The sequence below is a fragment of the Rhodococcus sp. 2G genome (assembly GCF_001886355.1).
GTDB lineage: Bacteria > Actinomycetota > Actinomycetes > Mycobacteriales > Mycobacteriaceae > Rhodococcus > Rhodococcus pyridinivorans.
The window spans coordinates 287,481-305,664 of sequence record NZ_CP018063.1; the positions used below are offsets into that span (position 1 = coordinate 287,481).

Sequence of the window (18,184 nt, forward strand, 5' to 3'; positions counted from 1 at the left end):
TTCACAGGAGTGGACCCTGACTGCCTCGCGTGACCAGCTGCCGCCCACCGCGCCGGCGCGGCTCGTCGTCCTCGCTTCGGGCACGGGCAGCCTCTTGCGTTCGCTGCTCGACGCCACCCGGACCGACGGATATCCCGCGACAGTCGTCGCTGTCGGTGTCGACCGCGAATGCCCCGCCGAAGGGCACGCCGCCGACGAGGGGATCCCCTCGTTCCGCGTCGCGTTGCGCGACTTCGAGGACCGCACCGCGTGGGACCGCGCGCTGACCGACGCGGTCGCCGCCCACGAACCCGACCTCGTGGTGTCCGCAGGCTTCATGAAGATCCTGGGTTCGGCGTTCCTGGAACGGTTCGCCGGCCGCATCATCAACACTCATCCCGCGCTGCTGCCGTCGTTCCCCGGCGCGCACGCCGTCGCCGACGCCCTGGCCTACGGCGTCAAGGTCACCGGTTCGACGGTGCATCTCGTCGACGGGGGAGTCGACACCGGACCGATCCTCGCGCAGGAAGCCGTGCAGGTGCTCGACGACGACGACGAGGACACCCTGCACGAGCGCATCAAGGTTGTGGAGCGGCGGCTGCTGGCCGAGATGGTCGCCGCCGTCGCCACCCGTGGAGTTGTTTCCGATGGACGAAAGGCCGTGATCCCCGGTGACCGAACGTAAGACTGTGCGCCGCGCGCTGGTCAGCGTGTACGACAAGAGCGGGCTGGTGGAGCTGGCGACAGGGCTCCACGCGGCAGGTGTCGAGCTGGTCTCGACCGGCTCCACGGCCAAGACCATCGCCGACGCAGGCGTGCCGGTGACGAAGGTCGAGGAACTGACCGGCTTCCCCGAGTGCCTCGAGGGCCGGGTGAAGACCCTGCACCCGCGCGTGCACGCCGGCATCCTCGCCGACACCCGCAAGCAGGACCACCTCGATCAGATCGCCGATCTGGGCATCGAGGCGTTCGAACTCGTCGTCGTGAACCTCTACCCGTTCACGCAGACGGTCGCCTCGGGTGCGAGCCCCGACGAGTGCGTCGAGCAGATCGACATCGGTGGCCCGTCGATGGTGCGTGCCGCGGCGAAGAACCACCCGTCGGTCGCAGTCGTCGTCGACCCGGCCGCCTACGGTGACGTGCTCGCCGCCGTCGAGGGTGGCGGTTTCACCCTCCAGCAGCGAAAGCGTCTTGCCGCGCAGGCGTTCCAGCACACCGCCGCCTACGACGTCGCGGTGGCGAGCTGGATGAACAGCGATTACGCGGCGCCCGAGGGCGACGAGTCGCAGTTCCCGGCGTGGACCGGCGCTACCTGGACCCGCGCGAATGTCCTTCGCTACGGCGAGAACCCGCACCAGGCCGCGGCCCTGTACGTGAACGAGGCCGGTGAGCCGGGGCTCGCGCAGGCCGAGCAGTTCCACGGCAAGGAGATGTCCTACAACAACTACCAGGACGCCGACGCCGCCTGGCGCGCCGCGCACGACCACAGCGAGCCGTGCGTCGCGATCATCAAGCACGCCAATCCGTGTGGCATCGCGATCGCCGACGACATCGCCACCGCGCACCGCAACGCGCACGAGTGCGATCCGGTCTCGGCCTTCGGTGGCGTCATCGCCGCCAACCGTGAGGTGAGCGTCGAGATGGCCGAGCAGGTCGCCGAGATCTTCACCGAGGTGATCATCGCCCCGTCGTACGCCGACGGTGCCGTCGACGTGCTCTCCCGCAAGAAGAACATCCGCATCCTGCGCGCCGATTCGCCGAAGTCGGCTCCGGTCGAGATCCGTCAGATCTCCGGCGGGCTGCTCCTGCAGGAGCGCGACGTGCTCACCGCGGACGGCGACTCCACCACCAACTGGCAGCTCGCGTGCGGCGAGGCAGCCGACGAGGCCACGCTGCGCGATCTCGAATTCGCCTGGCGCGCATGCCGTGCAGTGAAGTCCAACGCGATCCTGCTGGCCTCGGGCGGCGCGACCGTCGGTGTCGGCATGGGTCAGGTCAACCGCGTCGACTCGGCGCGACTCGCCGTCACCCGTGCGGGTGATCGCGTCGCCGGGTCGGTGGCCGCGTCGGATGCCTTCTTCCCGTTCGCCGACGGTCTACAGGTGCTGACCGAGGCCGGCGTGAAGGCGATCGTGCAGCCGGGTGGCTCGGTGCGCGACAACGAGGTCATCGAGGCCGCTCGCGAGGCCGGCGTGACGCTGTACCTCACCGGCGCGCGGCACTTCGCGCACTAGTCACGAACACACACGCGCGGCACCCACGCGCATCGTCGCTCAGGCGGCGTGCGCGTGGGTGCCGTTGTCGTGCGCGGTGGGTTCGACGGTGCGCTTGCCGCGCCCCTCGGAGATGACGAGCTTGGCAGCGCCGCGGTCGAGCAGCTCGCGGATGAGATCCGCGGAGGCGGCGCCGCTCTCGGTACCGCCGACCCGGCTCAGGTCGATGGTGATGGCGTGACCGGTGAGGTCGTCGGGCAGTTCGGTCGACACGGTGCCGCCGGATTCGATTCTCAGTTTCATGGTGTTTCTCCTGTCGAGGTGATCTTGTACGGGTCGCGGTCGGGGATAGAGAAAGGGCACCCGGGGCGTATGTGCCCCGAGTGCCCGAGAACGAGTCGTCGTGTGACTTCTATTCTCGGGATCGCTCCGCCGCGAAGTGGAAGAAGAAGTGAGAAAACGGTACGGAACAACCGGCTACGTACATGTGCTTGTATCGCATCGGACCGTACCTTTCTCATGTGAACCAGTTGGTTAACGGATGACCATACACGAACAACGCGGAATGGACATTTGTTATTTCCGCGTCGTCCGTGCGTGGGGGTGGGCCGATCAGCCCCTCAGCTTGTCGAGCCACGCCTCGAAACCGGACGTGAACTCGTCGGAGAAGGGCAGGTCGGCGACGTAGTCGGCGCCCGTCGACTGCTGGTCGCCGATGTCCTTGAGCACGTGGTTGGTGCGCGTCATGCGCAGCGACGTCAGACGGGTGTGGACGAGTGCCGCGTCGAGCGCGTCGACGTCCTCGACCCGCACCTGGATGTCCTTGGACGAGACCGCGGTGAGCACCGGCAGGTCGCCGGCGACCTGTGCGGCGAGCATCCGCGGATCGAGCGCGTCCTCCTCGGCGAGTGCCTTCGCGTTGGTGGGGACGAGCCCGGCGTTGCGCAGCGGCTCGGGGAGAGTGTCGCTGAGGGTGCCGTCGGCGCGGAGCGACTCGACCGCGCCGGTGAGCGCGACCCGCAGTTCATCGGCGATCTGGACGGGAAGTTGTCCCGCGGCGACGACGGCGTCGAGCTGTGCGTCGATCTGGGCGGTCAGCAGGTCGAGCAGGCGCACGGCGAGCGGTTCGAGCAGGCCGAGTCCGGCGATCGAGTCGTTGTCCTGGGCGAGCGACAGCGCGATCAGCGCGCCCTCGCTGTGCCCGACGACGTAGAGCCGCGCCGGGTCGACCCCGCGCTGCGAACCGAGGAAGGCGAGCGCGTCGGCGGCGCCGTCGATGAAGGTCGAGAAACCGAGATCGGCGACGTCCTCGACGCTGTACGGGCCGAGCGCGGTCACACCGCTGCCGAGCTTGTCGTAGCGCAGACTCGCGAATCCCTTGCGTTCGAGCACGTCGGCGAGATGCCGCAGGGTGCCGATCGATCCGGGGAGCAGTGCGCTGTCGCCGTTGCGGTCGGTGGGACCGCTGCCGGCGAGCAGCAGCACGGCGGGCACCGGACCCCTCATGGAGACGGGTACCCGCAGGCTGCCGTGCAGGGTCACGTCGCCGCTGGAAAAGGTGATCTCGGTGTCCGACATGTCATGTGTCTATCAGAAGTCGCCGGACCGGCCCGTGTCGAGGGCGCCGCGGTGTGGCGTCGGTTTCGTGCGTGACGAACGGGCCCGGCGTACCCGACGGTAGCCCCGTACGCCGAGCCATCCGAACAGCGCCAGCAGCGGGACGACGAGCAGGGGAGCGAGCAGCGCGATCAGCGACGTGACGAACGAGGCGACGCTCTCGACGATCGACAGCACCGGGTTGCCGAAACCGGCGGTGGTCGCGGTACTCGCGACCCGCGTGCCCGTCTGCGCCGTGCTCACCGCCAGGGCGGTCGGGGCGCCGATGGCGATGCCCGCGAGTGCCGCCATCGCGGGATCGAGACTCGCGAAGGCCGCCCACGCCGCAAGCGCACCCGCGACCGGCCGGGTCACCGTGCCGAGGGCGGACAGTGCGTTGTCCACGAGCGGCACGAGGTCGGCGACGACCTCCACGGCGGTGGCGATCGTCAGGGCGACGAGCGCCGAGGTGGACCCGAGCCACTGCATCGATTCGTTGAGGACGACCCCGAAGAGTTCGAAGTGGACCGCGGCCGACAGGAGCAGCAGCGGCAGGAAGGTGCGCAGCCCGGTGGCGGCCGCGAGCCCCAGCCCGAGCAGGGCCGCCAGGATCCAGGTGTCCATGCGGCGAGTGTAGGCGGACCGGTCGCGGGATCGCGGATGCCGAAACGGCGGTTCGGTCGTACCTTGGGTGAGGTGACGTCACCCACACCGCGCCCCTCCACGGTCGGCGAGCTCCGCGCCTCCGGCCACGTGCAACGGTCCGTCAAGGACGAGATCCGGCACAACCTGCTCGCTGCGCTGCGCGACGGTACCGATCCGTGGCCCGGCATCCTCGGTTTCGAGGACACCGTCGTCCCGCAGCTCGAACGCGCCCTCATCGCCGGTCACGACGTGGTCCTGCTCGGCGAACGCGGTCAGGGCAAGACCCGCCTGCTACGTACCCTGCCGCTGCTGCTCGACGAATGGACCCCGGTCATCGCCGGTTCGGAGCTCGGCGAGCATCCCTACGAGCCCATCACCCCGGCGTCGATCCGCCGGGCCGCCGAACTCGGCGACGACCTGCCCGTCGCGTGGCGGCACCGCAGCGAGCGGTACGCCGAGAAGCTCGCGACGCCCGACACTTCGGTCGCCGACCTCGTCGGCGACGTCGACCCCGTGAAGGTCGCCGAGGGCCGCAGCCTCGGTGATCCGGAGACGATCCACTTCGGTCTCGTGCCCCGCGCGCACCGCGGCATCGTCGCCGTCAACGAACTGCCCGACCTGGCCGAACGCATCCAGGTGTCGCTGCTCAACGTCATGGAGGAACGCGACATCCAGGTGCGCGGTTACACGTTGCGCCTGCCCCTCGACGTGTTGCTCGTGGCGAGTGCGAACCCCGAGGACTACACGAATCGCGGCCGCATAATCACTCCGCTCAAGGACCGCTTCGGAGCGGAGATCCGCACGCACTACCCGACGCGACTCGAGGACGAGATCGCCGTCATCGAGCAGGAGGCGCATCTGCAGGCCCGCGTCCCCGACTATCTGCTCGAGATCCTGGCACGGTTCACCCGGCTGCTGCGCGAATCGACGTCCGTCGACCAGCGTTCGGGTGTCTCTGCACGGTTCGCCGTCGCCGGCGCCGAGACCGTCTCGGCCGCGGCCCTGCATCGCGGTGCGGTCCTCGGCGAGGACGATCCGGTCGCGCGTCCCGTCGATCTCGGCACCGTCGTGGAGGTGCTCCGAGGCAAGGTCGAGTTCGAATCCGGCGAGGAGGGAAGGGAATTCGAGGTCCTCGATCATCTCCTCCGGCGCGCGACGGCCGAAACGGCCCGCTCGCGACTCGCGGGCGTCGATCTCGGGCCGCTCGTCTCCGCCGTCGAGCAGGGCGAGCCGGTGGTCACCGGTGAGCGGATCACCGCGAAGGTGCTGCTCGACGAACTCCCCGAACTGCCTGTGCTCGATGCCGTCGCCGAACGGCTCGGTGCCAACGACACCGGAAGTCGCGCTGCGGCAGTGGAACTCGCCCTCGAAGGTCTGTATCTGGCACGGCGCATCGCCAAGGAGACCGGCGACGACGGCTCGGCGGTGTACTCCCGATGAGCAGGTCCGCCCGCTACGGTCCGTATACCGGGGGCGATCCGCTCGCCCCGCCGGTGGACCTGCGCGACGCGCTCGCCGCGATCGGCGACGACGTCATGGCCGGCGCCTCACCCAAGCGCGCCCTGCGGGAGTTGCTGCGCCGCGGTCACGACGGTATGCGTGGCCTCGACAAGCTTGCCGCGCAGGCGAATCGGCGTCGACGGCAGCTGCTCGACCGCACCAACCTCGACGGCACCCTCCAGGAGGTGCGCGAGCTTCTCGATCGCGCCGTGCTCGAGGAACGCAAAGAACTGGCCAGGGCCCTCGACGACGACGCGCGGTTCGCCGAGATGCGGATCGAGGAACTGCCGCCGTCGACGGCGCAGGCCGTGCAGGAACTCGCCGACTACGACTGGCGCAGCGCGCAGGCCCGACAGGATTACGAGAAGATCCGCGACCTGCTCGGCCGGGAGATGCTCGACCAGCGCTTCTCCGGGATGAAGCAGGCGCTCGAGGGGGCCACCGACGAGGACCGGCAACGCATCTCGGAGATGCTCGAGGACCTCAACGACCTGCTCGACAAGCACTCCCGCGGTGAGGACACCGAGGAGGACTTCGAGCAGTTCATGGCCCAGCACGGCGAGTTCTTCCCGGAGAACCCGCAGAACGTCGAGGAACTGCTCGACTCCCTCGCACAGCGGGCCGCGGCGGCGCAGCGGCTGCGCAACTCCCTCACCCCCGAGCAGCGCGACGAACTCGACGCTCTCGCACAGCAGGCGTTCGGATCCCCGGATCTGATGAGCCGGCTCGACCGTCTCGACGGCCACCTGCGGGCCGCGCGTCCCGGCGAGGACTGGACCGGCTCCGAGCAGGTGCGCGGCGAACAGGGCATGGGTCTCGGCGAGGCCACCTCGGCGCTGCAGGAGTTGTCCGAACTCGACCAGCTCGCCGAGCAGCTGTCGCAGCAGTACGCCGGGGCGTCCCTCGACGACATCGACCTCGACGCGCTCGCCCGTCATCTCGGACCCGAGGCCGCGGCCGATGCACGCACCCTCGCCGAGCTCGAGAAAGAACTGCAGCGACAGGGCTTCTTCGACCGCGGTGCCGACGGGCAGTGGCGACTGTCGCCCAAGGCCATGCGCCGGCTCGGCGAAGCGGCGCTGCGCGACGTCGTCAACCGTATCTCGTCGCGCACCGGGCAACGCGAGTCGCGGCGGGCGGGTGTGCTCGGCGAACCGACCGGCGCGTCGAAGGCATGGGAGTTCGGCGACACCGAACCGTGGGACGTCGTACGGACCCTCACCAACGCGACCCTGCGCAGTCCCGGTCTGCCGGTGCGGATGTCGGTGCAGGACGTCGAGGTGATCGAGACCGAGCAGCGGACGCAGGCGGCGGTCGCGCTGCTCGTCGACACGTCGTTCTCGATGGTCATGGACGGTCGCTGGGTGCCGATGAAACGCACGGCCCTCGCGCTCGACCATCTCGTGTCCACGCGCTTCCGCGGGGATGCGCTGCAGCTCATCGCGTTCGGCCGGCACGCCCGTGTGGTGTCGGCGCCCGAACTCGCCGGGCTCGACGGCGTCTACGAGCAGGGCACCAATCTGCACCACGCCCTGATGCTCGCGGGTCGTCACTTGCGTCGACATCCCAACGCGCAGCCGGTGGTCTTCGTCGTCACCGATGGTGAACCCACCGCTCACCTCGAACCGGACGGCTTCGCGGCCTTCGACTACCCGCCGAGCGCACGCACGCTGGGGCTGACGGTGCGCGAACTCGACCACATCGCGCGGCTCGGCGCCCAGGTCACGATCTTCCGGCTCGGCAGCGATCCGGGGCTCGCGCGGGTCGTCGACGTGCTGGCGCGTCGCGTCGGGGGACGAGTGGTCGCGCCCGATGTCGACGGTCTCGGGGCGGCGGTCGTCGCCGACTACGTGCGGGCCCGTCGGCGGTCGTAGGAACTCGGCGCGAGGCGCCCCGGGAACTCAGTGGCGCACCGACCGCCACGTGGTCGTCGCGGCGGCGGACAGCAGGGCGGCGGTCACCCAGAAGATCGACGCGACACCGGCGACCCCGGCGATCGCGCCGGCCACCATGGGCACCGCGACCTGCCCGAGACGGTTGCCGGTCAATCGCACCGCCAGCGCCGACGCGCGGTCGGCCGGTGCGACGAGTTCGACCACCCACGTCATCGTCAGGGGTTGGCCGACGCCCCAGAACATTCCGCACACGGCGAGCAACGCGCCGATGACCCAGGGATTCGGCACGAGCGGCAGCAGCGCGACCGGCACGATGGTCCCGGCGGTCGCGGAGACGAGCAGCCACCTGCGCGGAATCCGGCGCAACGCCCACGGCAGCAGAGCACGCGAGACGATCGACGCCATGGTGCGGGCGGTGAGCAGGATCGACACCAGGAGCACACCGAACCCGAACTGCTCACCGAGCAACGGCAGGTAGGCCACGACCAGGTCGACCGAGGCGAGGACCACCAGGCTCGACAGCATTGCGGGCTTCATGCCCTTCGTCGCGAGCATCGACAGGATCGACTGCGGCGCGCCGTCCTCCGCGGTGCGACCGGAGCCGGGCGGCTCGCGGAGCCCCAGCACCAGCGGCAGGGAGAGCAGCGAAAACACCGTCATGACCAGCAACGCTCCAGTGGTCTCGACGGAGCCGTTGCCGTCGCCGGTGGTCGCGGCGATCACGCCGGCGACGGGCACACCGACGGCCTGACCGACCGACACACCCAGCGTGAGACCGGCGAACCCGCGATCCAGTTGCCCCGGCGGCGACAGGATCGACACGAATGCCTGCCCCGACACCGTGACGAGCAACTGTCCGAGACCGAGCACGACGTTGCCGGCGGCGAGCACGAACAATCCCGAACTGAGAGCGATCAACCCGGCACCGACCGTGGTGACGACGATGCCCGAACGCAGAATGGCGGTCGTGTGCCCGCGGTCCACGACACGTCCCATCCGTACCGCCGCGATCAGCGGAACGATGGCGTAGAGCGCGGTGACGGCACCGATGGTCGTCGCGTCACCGCCCAGCGCGAGAATCCGGTAGGAGACCAGGACACGGATCGACTGGAATGCCGCGTGCAGCAGGGCCGTGGACAAGCACAGATACAGCAGCCAGTGACGCGGAGGATGCGGCATATGTCAGGCGCCGGCGGTCACGACCCGGTCGCCGAGCGGCGACTGCAAGGAGACCTCGAGGGCGCCGACGACGGCGACCATGATGCACATGCGGTCCTGCATCTCCGGCAGCGTGCCGCCGAGGAGCGTCACCGTCACCGTGTCGTCCGTTTCGGTGACGGTCGCGTCGACGCCGAAGCACTCGGGGGTGCCCGTCTCGAAGTGCAGGGCGAGCCGGTCGTCGCTCACCCGCGACCACGACAGGATCGTCAGCGGATGCGCATCGACGATGTCGGGTCGCGCCGAGAACGCCGTCGCCCCTGCCGGAACCGGTTCCTCGGGCAGCGCGGGGACGTCCGGTGTACCCGAACTCGATCCGCAGGCCGCGATGAGCAGGCACATCGCGAGGACGGTGATTCCCCGGCAAGCACGGACGACGGAACGCATGGTTCCCACGGTATTCCCGTGTCGCGTGTTCATCACGCCAGCAGGGCGGCGGTCACGCCGATCGCAGGGATGGAGGCGAGGGTGGTGACGAGGGCGGCGTCGCGGGCGAGCACCGTGCCGCGACCGTAAGCGCTCGCGTAGACGAACACGTTCTGCGCGGTGGGAAGCGCGGCGACCACCACGACGGCGAACAGCGCATGGCCGTCGAGGCCGAACACGAAACGCCCCATCAGATACGCGAGCACCGGCTGGGCGAAGATCTTGAGCACCGAGGCGAGCGCGATGTCGCGGCGCGGGCTCGTCCCCTTCTCGAGCACCCGGACGCCCTGCAGCGACAATCCGAACGCGAGCAGCGCACCGGGCACCGACGCGCCGCCGAGCAGATGGAACGGCTGCAGCAACGCCTCGGGAGGCGTCCACCCGCTGATCGCGATGGCGAGTCCGGCCGCGGCGGCCAGGACGATGGGGTTCTTGAACGGCGCGAGCAGGGTGTCGAGGAGCGAGACCCCGGCGCGCATCGTCGACAGGTCGAGCATCGTCAGCGCGATGGGGGAGAGCACGACGATCTGGAACAACAACAGGGGCGCGACGAACGACGCGTCGCCGAGCACGAAGACCGCAATGGGGATGCCGAGGTTCGCGGAGTTGACGTAGCCGGCGCACAGCGCGCCGATGGTCGCCTCGGGAACCGCACGTCGCAGCCAGAGCTTCGCGACGACGAAGTGCACGATCGCGACGGCGAACGCCGTGGCCGCTGCGATGTAGAGATTGGGCGAGAAGATCACCGACAGGTCGGACGTCGCGAGCACGTCGAACAGCAGCGCGGGGGTGGCGACGAAGAAGACGAGCCGGCTGAGCACCGTCTGCGCCTCGTGCCCGAGGGTGCCCAGGCGCCCCAGCGTGAAGCCGATGGCGATGATCACGAAGATGACACTGAACCCCGCGATCACACCCGACACGGTTGCCTAGTCTAAGGACCCCGGAGTGTCGTCCCGCCATCGGACCGCAGCGAGCGTCGAGACCGGTGTTGTTTGTGATTCTCGGCCGATCTTCGAAAACAACACCGGTCTCGGGTGCACATACGACGACGCCGCCCCTCCCGATGGGGAGAGGCGGCGTCGGAAGCTACGACCTACTTGCTGCTGACGTAGGGGAGCAAGGCCATCTCACGGGCGTTCTTCACCGCGACGGCCACCTGACGCTGCTGCTGCGGGGTCAGGCCCGTGACGCGACGGCTGCGGATCTTGCCGCGGTCGGAGATGAAGGTGCGGAGCAGATTGACGTCCTTGTAGTCGACGTACTCGATCTTCGCCGCGAAGAGGGGGTTCTTCTTGGGCTTGCGTCCCTCTACGGCACGCGACTTCTTCGACGGTCCTCGCTTGACTGCCATATCTCGCTCCTCACCAGCTCGACTTGTGGACGCCGGGTAGTTCCCCGCGGTGGGCGAGTTCACGCACACGCACTCGTGAGAGCCCGAACTTTCGCAGGTGGCCGCGCGGGCGGCCGTCCGCAGCGTCTCGATTGCGCAATCGTACCGGACTGGCGTCGCGGGGTAGACGCTGCAGTGCCCGCTGGGCTTCGCTGCGCTCTTCGGGCGAGGACGACGGTCGGCGCACGACCTCCTTCAGTTCCGCGCGGCGCTCGGCGTACCGGGCCACGATCGCCTTCCGTTGCTCGTTGCGTGCGATCTTCGATTTCTTCGCCACGACTACTTCTCCTCGCGGAAGTCGACGTGTCTGCGCAGCACGGGGTCGTACTTGCGCAGGACGAGACGGTCGGGATCGTTCCGGCGGTTCTTCCGGGTGACGTAGGTGTAGCCGGTCCCGGCGGTCGAGCGAAGCTTGACGACGGGCCGGATCTCGCTGCGTGCTGCCATCAGAACTTCTCCCCGCGGGCACGCAGACGTGCGACAACGCTCTCGATGCCGTCGCGGTCGACGATCTTGATGCCCTTGGTGGACAGGTTCAGCGCGACCCGGCGTCCGAGCGAGGGTACGAAATAGGTTCTGCGCTGGATGTTCGGGTTCCACCGCCGGTTGGTGCGGACATGGGAGTGCGATACGGATCTCCCGAAACCGGGTCGCCGCCCGGTGAGTTGGCACGTGGCCGACACGTCGGCTCCTTTCGTAGGTAACGACAATCATTTTCGACAAAGTGCGCCGCCAACTGTACGCTTCGACATTGTTAATGACAATCGTTATCGAAAGGGATGCTGTGGACATCAGGACGCCGCTCGTCATCGTCTGCGGATGGCGCGGACGGACTGCGCAGGCCGCGCGGTCACTACTGCGTCCGGGCACCGCGGTCGTCCACCATGACCTGTCCGGTCTCGACCAGGGCGTACTCCGCCGCTCCGTGCTCACCGTCGAGGATGAACGCACCGAGATCCTCGAACTCGCGCACGGGTGCGTCTCCTGCACACTGCGCGAGGATCTGCTGCCGCTTCTGCGCCGCATGCGCGACTACAGCAGCGTCGACCGGATCGTGCTGCACCTCGACCCGCAACTCGAACCCGAGGCATTGTGCTGGGCAGTCGAACATGTCGTGGTGAGCGGGATCGTCGGTCGTGTCGACGGACCCGCGTCCCTCGATGTCCGGGTGGACGGCGTCGTGACCTGCCTCGACGCCGCAACCTGGCTCGAGGACGCGACGGGCGACGACGAACTGAACGAGCGTGTCGACGACGACCGCACCCTGGCGCAGGTCGTCGTCGGCCAGGTCGAGTTCGCCGATGCGCTGGTGGTGCTCCCCGGAGCGGACGGCTGGCAGCAGGCGCGCCTGCACGCGGTGCTCACCCGACTCGCCCCGGACGCGCCGATCGCGTGGGCGGGGGAACCGGACGTCGAGCGGCTCCTCCGGGAGATACCCGCCACCGCTCGTCGGGGGGCGATCGACGGGGCGCACTCGCCTCTCCTGCGAGGTCAACCGCCTCTCGACGACGACTGCGGAATCCGCCTCGTCGAGTTCTCCGCCGACCGGCCGTTCCATCCGGAACGTCTCCACCACGCGATCGACGTGCTGCTCGACGGCGTCGTGCGCGCCCGCGGGCGACTGTGGGTCGCCACCCAACCCGACAATGCGCTGCTCGTCGAATCAGCCGGTGGAGGACTGCGGGTCGCTCACGCGGGGCCATGGCTCGCGTCGATGACTCCCGATCAGCAGCGCGAGATCCCGGCGGAACGCCGCGCGATGGCGTCGCTGCGCTGGGACGAACGCTACGGCGACCGGGACACGAGCATCGTCGTCCTCGTCCACGACGCCGACTCGGAACTCATCGACCGCACGCTGCGCGCGGCGGTCGTGACAGACGACGAGTTCGCCCGCCCCGATCTGTGGCCGACCTGGCGCGACCCCTTCGGCCGATTCCACGAAGACCCTTGTGACGACCTCCCGGCAGACCGCCGCGACAACGAGAGAGAAGGACACCGATGAAATCAGGCCTGCATCCCGACTACCACCCCGTGGTCTTCCAGGACGCCAACACCGGCGCCACCTTCCTGACCCGCTCCACCGCGACATCCGAACGCACGACCGTCTGGTCGGACGGCCTTACCTACCCGCTGATCGTCGTCGACGTCACAAGCGACTCGCATCCGTTCTGGACGGGCGCCGCCCGCCTGCTCGACACCGCCGGTCGCGTCGAGAAGTTCGAACGCAAGTACGGCCGGCGCCGACCCTGATCCCGCACGTCCCGACATCGAAGGAGAACCACATGGCAGTCCCCAAACGCAGGAAGTCCCGCTCCAACACCCGTCACCGCCGGTCGCAGTGGACGGCGAAGGTCCCCGATCTCGTGCCGATCACGGTCGACGGAACGACCGTGAAGGTGCCCCGCAGGCTCGTCGAGGCCGTGCACAGGGGTGAGGTCGACCCGCGGACCGACTGAGTCGTAGGGCCCGCCGGCCACCGCGGGTTCTCAGCGCGCTCTCAGTAGGCGCAGGCCACAATGGTGATCATGCGCATTCTGGTGGTCGACGACGACCGTGCAGTGCGGGAGTCGCTGCGCCGGTCACTGAGCTTCAACGGATACACGGTCGACCTCGCGACGGACGGGCAGGACGCCCTCGAACAGGTCGCGACGTCGCGTCCGGATGCGATGGTGCTCGACGTCATGATGCCGCGCGTCGACGGTCTCGAAGTGTGCCGCCGGCTCCGCAGCACCGGCGACGACCTGCCGATCCTCGTCCTCACGGCGCGCGACTCCGTCTCGGAGCGGGTCGCGGGTCTCGACGCGGGGGCCGACGACTACCTGCCGAAACCGTTCGCGCTCGAGGAACTGCTCGCGCGACTGCGGGCGCTGCTGCGTCGTGCCGCGCCCGACCCGGACTCGTCCGCCGACGAGGTGCTGCGGTTCGCCGACCTCAGCCTCGACCCTGCGACCCGCGAGGTCACTCGCGGCGACCGGCCGATCAGCCTCACCCGCACCGAGTTCTCCCTGATGGAGATGCTCATGGCAAACCCGAGGAGGGTCCTCACGCGCAGTCGCATCCTCGAGGAGGTGTGGGGTTACGACTTCCCGACCTCCGGCAACGCCCTCGAGGTCTACGTGGGGTATCTGCGACGCAAGACCGAGGCCGGTGGGGAACCGCGCCTGATCCACACGGTGCGCGGCGTCGGGTACGTGCTGCGCGAGACCCCGCCGTGAGCGACCTGATGCGACCACCTCTTCTCCTGACCCGCTCGGTGCCGCTGCGCATCCGCGTCACGCTTCTCGCGGCCGGCGCAGTGGCGCTCGCCGTCGCCGTCACCTCCATCGCGGCCTACGCCGTGGTCTCGCGGGCGTTGTACTCGGAGGTCGACACCCAGTTGCGGGCGCGGGCCGCCGCGCTCGTCGAGTCGAGCACCCTCATCACCTACGACCCGCGCTACATCGGTGGGGCCCAGCTCTACAGCTCCGACATCAGCGTTGCCCTGATCTACCCGGATCTCGGCAGGTACGTGCCGCCGGGCTCGTCGGTGCCCATCGGCGAACCCGAACTGGCGGTGGCCGAGGGCGACCGGGAGTCGTCGCTGCGCACCGTCGCCCAGCAGCGCGTACTGGCCCAGCGCATGCCCGACGGCAGCACGGTCGTGATCGCGCAGCGACTGCGTCCCACCGTCGAGATCCTCAACCGCCTGGCGAGTGTGCTGTTCATCGTCGGCGGGTGCGGGGTGGTGCTCGCCGCCGCCGTCGGCGCGACCGTCGGCCGCACCGGTCTGCGTCCCGTCGCCCGGCTCACCGCCGCCGCCGAGCGGGTCGCGCGCACCGACGACCTGCGGCCCATCCGGGTGACCGGCCACGACGAGCTCGCCCGCCTCACCGAGAGCTTCAACATGATGCTGCGTGCGCTCGCCGAGTCGCGAGAACGGCAGAGCCGGCTGGTCGCCGACGCCGGCCACGAACTGAAGACACCCCTGACCTCGCTGCGCACCAACATGGAACTGCTCATCGCCGCGAGCCGTCCCGGTGCACCGAGCCTGCCCGACGAGGACATGGCCGAGCTGCGGGCCGACGTCATCGGCCAGATCGAGGAGTTGTCGACGCTCGTCGGCGATCTCGTCGACCTCGCTCGTGAGGATGCGCCGGAGACGGTCTTCGAGGTCGTCGACGTCGCCGAGGTGGTGGACCGCAGTCTCGAACGTGCGCGTCGACGGCGTACCGACATCGAGTTCCGGGCCACCACCGAGCAGCGGTTCGTCTTCGGCGACCAGGCCGGACTCACCCGCGCCGTGGTCAACGTCCTCGACAATGCGGCCAAGTGGAGCCCGGCGGGGGAGGACGTCGTCGTGAACATGCGGCAGATCGCCAGCGGTCTGATGGAGCTGACCGTCGACGACGCCGGCCCGGGGATCCCGGAGGAGGAACGCGAACTGGTGTTCGAACGGTTCTACCGGGCGACGACCGCGCGGTCGATGCCGGGATCCGGTCTGGGACTGGCCATCGTGCGACAGATGGTCACGAAGCACGGCGGGACGATCGCCGTCGAACGGTCGAATCGGGGCGGCGCGCTGATCCGCATCGTGCTGCCCGGCACACCGGCCCTCGACGGAGAGACACACCCCACCGAGATCGAGTGAATTCGACAGCAGAATTGCGGGTACTTCTGAGGCGACTCTCAGCTGCCCGGTCCATGCTGGACGAAGAAGCGCGGAGGTGCTCGACGCACCCCGCATCATCGGCCACCGCACGCCGACGTCGACCCGTATGCGTCCGGTGGCCCCGGCGGACGAAGGTGAAGTGACGAATGAGTGAGGACCCCACCCGCGGCGCGGGAGCACCGCAACCGCAACCCCATCCGTACGGCCCCGGCGGATACACCGGCCCCTACCCGCAGACACCCCAGCAGTCGGCACCTCCGCCACCGACCGCAGGATTTGGCCGGATGCCGGGTCGCTCCGCCCTCGCCGTGGGGGCCATCGCGCTCGCGCTGGTGAGCGGCGGCATCGGTGGCGCGGTCGGCGCGTGGTCGGTGCGCGATTCGTCCGGACCGGTCGTCAACTCCCTCGACGCTCCGAAGCCCGATACCCAGTCGGTCGCCGCTGCCCCCGAGGGCAGCGTGCAGGCCGTCGCCGACAAGGTCGTGCCGAGCGTCGTGCGGATCGAGGTCGCAGGACGCACCGGCGCGGGTGAAGGGTCGGGCGTGGTCCTGTCGTCGGACGGATTGATCCTCACCAACAACCACGTCGTGGCGGGTGGAGGTCAGGGGGCGCAACTGACGGTCTTCTTCTCGGACGGGTCCACCGCGCCGGCGACGGTCGTCGGTGCGGATGCGGTGTCGGACATCGCTGTCATCCGGACCGAAGGGCGCACCGATCTCACTCCCATCGAACTCGGTAGTTCGGAGAATCTCGCGGTAGGCCAGGAGGTCGTGGCCGTCGGATCACCGCTCGGACTGCAGAGCACCGTGACGGCGGGCATCGTGTCCGCACTCAACCGGCCCGTGTCCACGAGCGGGGACAACGCCAATCAGGCGTCGGTCATCGACGCGATCCAGACCGACGCGGCGATCAACCCCGGCAACTCCGGCGGTGCGCTGGTCGACATGGAAGGCCGCCTCGTCGGCATCAACACCGCGATCGCCACGGCCGGCGGACAGTCGGGTTCGATCGGCCTCGGTTTCGCGATCCCCGTCGAACAGGCCCGGCGTGTCGCGCAGGAACTCGTCGACACGGGTAAGGCGACGCACGCGATCATCGGTGTCCAGGTTCCGTCCCGGGACGACGCCTACGGTGCGCGCGTCGTGGAGGTCGTGCCCGACGGGCCGGCCGACCGAGCCGGAATCCCCGACAACGCGATCATCGTCCGGATCGACGATCGGGTCGTGACCGACGGCGACTCGCTCATCGCCGCGATCCGCTCCCGCGCGCCGGGGGACACCGTGAAGATCACCTACAAGACGCCCGACGGCAACGAGACCACAGTCGACGTGGTGACTGCGTCGGATTCGGCCGGACGATGAGGAACGACATGGACATAGCTCACATTCCGGTACAAGAGCCGCATGCTTTCGAGCCGCAAACTACCGTGGACCTCATGGAACTCGAAGCTCCCAGAAAAGGCCGCGCACTCGTCGTCGTCGTCGACGATCGCGTCTCCCACGGCGACAGTCCGGACTCCGCGGGCCCGCTCGTCACGGAGCTTCTCGTCGAAGGTGGCTTCGCCGTCGACGGTGTCGTCACGGTCGCTGCCGACGAGGTCGAGATCCGAAATGCACTCAATACCGCAGTGATCGGCGGCGTCGACCTGGTGATCTCCGTCGGTGGCACCGGTGTCACCCCGCGCGATGTGACTCCCGACGCGACCGAGGACGTACTCGATCATGAGATCCGCGGCATCGCCGAGGCGCTGCGTTCGTCGGGCCTGGCGTCGGGCGCCGTCGACGCCGGCCTCTCCCGTGGTCTCGTGGGAGTCTCGGGATCGACGCTCGTGGTGAACCTCGCGTCGTCGCGTCCCGCCATCCGCGACGGGATGGCGACGTTGTTGCCTCTCGCCGCGCACGTCATCGAAGAGTTGTCCTGGATGGAGGAGTGACGACGCCGTGTCCGACGACCGTGATCCCTCGCACGACGAGGTGACCGGCGAGCAGCAGCAGAGCCGTGCCCGGATCGACCGGGCACGGCTGGCGCGCATCTTCGGGGATGTACTTCCCGAGACGACACGCGACGAACGCGGCGAGAACGACTCCGGCGGTGGCGACTCGGATGAATGGCTGCGCAGGCAGGTGCCTCCGCACCATTCCGGTGGGTGATCTGTATCACTGATATCGAGTTGCGCTCAACCGGATTCCAACCCGTTGTCGACCGCAACGAAACGTCGCCGCAACGGTCCGTTCATCTCCATCTGGTCCGCGCGATCTTTTGGATCTGTGTTTCCAGTCACAGAAGGCATTTCGTCCTGCACTCCGGGTGCACTGAATATGTGGCTTCTACCTGCGCCGATGTGGCGGTGGGCGGGTCATGTACGTGTAATCCCGGGTTACATATTCCACCCCGAAAAGTGTCCGATTTGCCCGCTTCGGTGAATCGCTGGGCGTGTGGCCTGCACCGCGCCTATACCGGAGCGTTACGAAAGCTAGGCGTTGCTCCAGGAATGGTCACGGTCTAATCTCCCTCTCAGGTTCAAACCGGTCGAGCCCAGGCTTCACGGCCTGGGCTCGGTCACGAATCGGTAAAGCAAAACCGTGCGGACGATGGACGTACCGACACACCGACGGGTGATCCGCCGGTGTGTTCGCTGTGGACAGCGGCCCGCGGGCGACAGGGCGACCACTTG

22 protein-coding genes are annotated in these 18,184 nt (G+C 68.8%); 12 read left to right on the forward strand and 10 right to left on the reverse strand.

Annotation, left to right across the window (positions count from 1 at the left end; genetic code table 11):
* Window positions 1-16 precede the first annotated feature (16 nt).
* A complete protein-coding gene (purN, locus tag BO226_RS01405; protein WP_024103172.1) occupies window positions 17-664 on the forward strand; it encodes a phosphoribosylglycinamide formyltransferase in 648 nt (215 codons plus the stop codon).
* A complete protein-coding gene (gene purH, locus BO226_RS01410; protein WP_071934482.1) occupies window positions 651-2,213 on the forward strand; it encodes a bifunctional phosphoribosylaminoimidazolecarboxamide formyltransferase/IMP cyclohydrolase in 1,563 nt (520 codons plus the stop codon). Before purN ends, purH begins: the two co-directional genes overlap by 14 nt.
* A 39-nt stretch (window positions 2,214-2,252) precedes the next feature.
* Here the strand turns inward: purH and BO226_RS01415 are convergent, their stop codons facing one another.
* The 3 genes from BO226_RS01415 to BO226_RS01425 all read right to left on the reverse strand — a co-directional run bounded on the left by BO226_RS01415 (window position 2,253) and on the right by BO226_RS01425 (window position 4,412).
* Window positions 2,253-2,495, reverse strand: coding sequence for a hypothetical protein (locus tag BO226_RS01415; RefSeq protein WP_006553768.1), 243 nt, complete (start codon window positions 2,493-2,495; stop codon window positions 2,253-2,255).
* 309 nt (window positions 2,496-2,804) lie between these two features.
* Window positions 2,805-3,770 carry an alpha/beta hydrolase gene (locus BO226_RS01420; RefSeq protein ID WP_039583540.1) on the reverse strand — a complete coding sequence of 322 codons (966 nt, stop codon included), beginning with the start codon at window positions 3,768-3,770 and terminating at the stop codon, window positions 2,805-2,807.
* A gap of 12 nt (window positions 3,771-3,782) precedes the next feature.
* Window positions 3,783-4,412, reverse strand: a complete 630-nt coding sequence (locus BO226_RS01425) for a DUF4126 domain-containing protein (RefSeq protein WP_071934483.1) — start codon at window positions 4,410-4,412, stop codon at window positions 3,783-3,785.
* Window positions 4,413-4,484: 72 nt separating this feature from the next.
* Here BO226_RS01425 and BO226_RS01430 point away from each other — a divergent pair, with 72 nt between their 5' ends.
* Window positions 4,485-5,873, forward strand: coding sequence for an ATP-binding protein (locus BO226_RS01430; RefSeq protein WP_071936320.1), 1,389 nt, complete (start codon window positions 4,485-4,487; stop codon window positions 5,871-5,873).
* Window positions 5,870-7,807: a vWA domain-containing protein gene (locus BO226_RS01435; protein WP_071934484.1), complete on the forward strand. Its 1,938-nt coding sequence runs from the start codon at window positions 5,870-5,872 to the stop codon at window positions 7,805-7,807. Before BO226_RS01430 ends, BO226_RS01435 begins: the two co-directional genes overlap by 4 nt.
* Before the next feature lie 27 nt (window positions 7,808-7,834).
* Here BO226_RS01435 and BO226_RS01440 read toward each other — a convergent pair whose 3' ends face one another.
* From BO226_RS01440 to rpmB, 7 genes are all read right to left on the reverse strand, one after another.
* On the reverse strand, window positions 7,835-9,007 hold the full coding sequence (locus tag BO226_RS01440) for an MFS transporter (RefSeq protein ID WP_006553773.1): 1,173 nt from the start codon (window positions 9,005-9,007) through the stop codon (window positions 7,835-7,837).
* Between the two features lie 3 nt (window positions 9,008-9,010).
* Entirely contained in the window at window positions 9,011-9,433 is a 423-nt protein-coding gene (locus BO226_RS01445) for a hypothetical protein (RefSeq protein ID WP_039958480.1), read from the reverse strand.
* Window positions 9,434-9,465: 32 nt separating this feature from the next.
* Entirely contained in the window at window positions 9,466-10,392 is a 927-nt protein-coding gene (locus BO226_RS01450; RefSeq protein ID WP_071934485.1) for an AEC family transporter, read from the reverse strand.
* Between the two features lie 173 nt (window positions 10,393-10,565).
* Window positions 10,566-10,823 carry a 30S ribosomal protein S18 gene (rpsR, locus tag BO226_RS01455; protein ID WP_006553776.1) on the reverse strand — a complete coding sequence of 86 codons (258 nt, stop codon included), beginning with the start codon at window positions 10,821-10,823 and terminating at the stop codon, window positions 10,566-10,568.
* Between the two features lie 10 nt (window positions 10,824-10,833).
* Window positions 10,834-11,139: a 30S ribosomal protein S14 gene (gene rpsN / locus BO226_RS01460; protein ID WP_006553777.1), complete on the reverse strand. Its 306-nt coding sequence runs from the start codon at window positions 11,137-11,139 to the stop codon at window positions 10,834-10,836.
* A 2-nt stretch (window positions 11,140-11,141) separates the two neighbouring features.
* Complete coding sequence (gene rpmG, locus BO226_RS01465) at window positions 11,142-11,309, reverse strand: 50S ribosomal protein L33 (protein WP_006553778.1); 168 nt, start codon at window positions 11,307-11,309, stop codon at window positions 11,142-11,144.
* On the reverse strand, window positions 11,309-11,545 hold the full coding sequence (rpmB, locus tag BO226_RS01470) for a 50S ribosomal protein L28 (protein WP_033098235.1): 237 nt from the start codon (window positions 11,543-11,545) through the stop codon (window positions 11,309-11,311). Before rpmB ends, rpmG begins: the two co-directional genes overlap by 1 nt.
* Before the next feature lie 101 nt (window positions 11,546-11,646).
* Here rpmB and mrf point away from each other — a divergent pair, with 101 nt between their 5' ends.
* From mrf to BO226_RS01510, 8 genes are all read left to right on the forward strand, one after another.
* Entirely contained in the window at window positions 11,647-12,864 is a 1,218-nt protein-coding gene (gene mrf / locus BO226_RS01475; protein ID WP_033098236.1) for a ribosome hibernation factor-recruiting GTPase MRF, read from the forward strand.
* Window positions 12,861-13,112 carry a type B 50S ribosomal protein L31 gene (locus BO226_RS01480; protein WP_006553781.1) on the forward strand — a complete coding sequence of 84 codons (252 nt, stop codon included), beginning with the start codon at window positions 12,861-12,863 and terminating at the stop codon, window positions 13,110-13,112. The genes mrf and BO226_RS01480 overlap by 4 nt, the downstream gene beginning before the upstream one ends.
* A gap of 32 nt (window positions 13,113-13,144) precedes the next feature.
* The gene (gene rpmF / locus BO226_RS01485; RefSeq protein ID WP_006553782.1) at window positions 13,145-13,318 is read left to right on the forward strand and encodes a 50S ribosomal protein L32; all 174 of its coding nucleotides are present in this window, start codon (window positions 13,145-13,147) and stop codon (window positions 13,316-13,318) included.
* Window positions 13,319-13,387: 69 nt separating this feature from the next.
* Window positions 13,388-14,077 carry a response regulator transcription factor gene (locus tag BO226_RS01490; RefSeq protein WP_006553783.1) on the forward strand — a complete coding sequence of 230 codons (690 nt, stop codon included), beginning with the start codon at window positions 13,388-13,390 and terminating at the stop codon, window positions 14,075-14,077.
* An 8-nt stretch (window positions 14,078-14,085) separates the two neighbouring features.
* Window positions 14,086-15,489: a HAMP domain-containing sensor histidine kinase gene (locus BO226_RS01495; protein WP_156895328.1), complete on the forward strand. Its 1,404-nt coding sequence runs from the start codon at window positions 14,086-14,088 to the stop codon at window positions 15,487-15,489.
* Window positions 15,490-15,656: 167 nt separating this feature from the next.
* The gene (locus BO226_RS01500) at window positions 15,657-16,871 is read left to right on the forward strand and encodes a S1C family serine protease (protein WP_198040599.1); all 1,215 of its coding nucleotides are present in this window, start codon (window positions 15,657-15,659) and stop codon (window positions 16,869-16,871) included.
* 74 nt (window positions 16,872-16,945) lie between these two features.
* On the forward strand, window positions 16,946-17,443 hold the full coding sequence (locus tag BO226_RS01505; protein ID WP_006553786.1) for a MogA/MoaB family molybdenum cofactor biosynthesis protein: 498 nt from the start codon (window positions 16,946-16,948) through the stop codon (window positions 17,441-17,443).
* A gap of 7 nt (window positions 17,444-17,450) precedes the next feature.
* Window positions 17,451-17,660 carry a hypothetical protein gene (locus tag BO226_RS01510; protein ID WP_006553787.1) on the forward strand — a complete coding sequence of 70 codons (210 nt, stop codon included), beginning with the start codon at window positions 17,451-17,453 and terminating at the stop codon, window positions 17,658-17,660.
* Window positions 17,661-18,184: the final 524 nt, after the last annotated feature.

Coding starts and splice junctions, on each gene's coding strand:
- BO226_RS01415 (WP_006553768.1), bottom strand. CDS start 2,495: ATGAAACTGAGAATCGAATCCGGCGGCACCGTGTCGACCGAACTGCCC.
- BO226_RS01420 (WP_039583540.1), bottom strand. CDS start 3,770: ATGTCGGACACCGAGATCACCTTTTCCAGCGGCGACGTGACCCTGCAC.
- BO226_RS01425 (WP_071934483.1), bottom strand. CDS start 4,412: ATGGACACCTGGATCCTGGCGGCCCTGCTCGGGCTGGGGCTCGCGGCC.
- BO226_RS01435 (WP_071934484.1), top strand. CDS start 5,870: ATGAGCAGGTCCGCCCGCTACGGTCCGTATACCGGGGGCGATCCGCTC.
- BO226_RS01440 (WP_006553773.1), bottom strand. CDS start 9,007: ATGCCGCATCCTCCGCGTCACTGGCTGCTGTATCTGTGCTTGTCCACG.
- BO226_RS01445 (WP_039958480.1), bottom strand. CDS start 9,433: ATGCGTTCCGTCGTCCGTGCTTGCCGGGGAATCACCGTCCTCGCGATG.
- rpsR (WP_006553776.1), bottom strand. CDS start 10,823: ATGGCAGTCAAGCGAGGACCGTCGAAGAAGTCGCGTGCCGTAGAGGGA.
- rpmG (WP_006553778.1), bottom strand. CDS start 11,309: ATGGCAGCACGCAGCGAGATCCGGCCCGTCGTCAAGCTTCGCTCGACC.
- BO226_RS01480 (WP_006553781.1), top strand. CDS start 12,861: ATGAAATCAGGCCTGCATCCCGACTACCACCCCGTGGTCTTCCAGGAC.
- rpmF (WP_006553782.1), top strand. CDS start 13,145: ATGGCAGTCCCCAAACGCAGGAAGTCCCGCTCCAACACCCGTCACCGC.
- BO226_RS01490 (WP_006553783.1), top strand. CDS start 13,388: ATGCGCATTCTGGTGGTCGACGACGACCGTGCAGTGCGGGAGTCGCTG.
- BO226_RS01495 (WP_156895328.1), top strand. CDS start 14,086: ATGCGACCACCTCTTCTCCTGACCCGCTCGGTGCCGCTGCGCATCCGC.
- BO226_RS01500 (WP_198040599.1), top strand. CDS start 15,657: ATGAGTGAGGACCCCACCCGCGGCGCGGGAGCACCGCAACCGCAACCC.
- BO226_RS01505 (WP_006553786.1), top strand. CDS start 16,946: ATGGAACTCGAAGCTCCCAGAAAAGGCCGCGCACTCGTCGTCGTCGTC.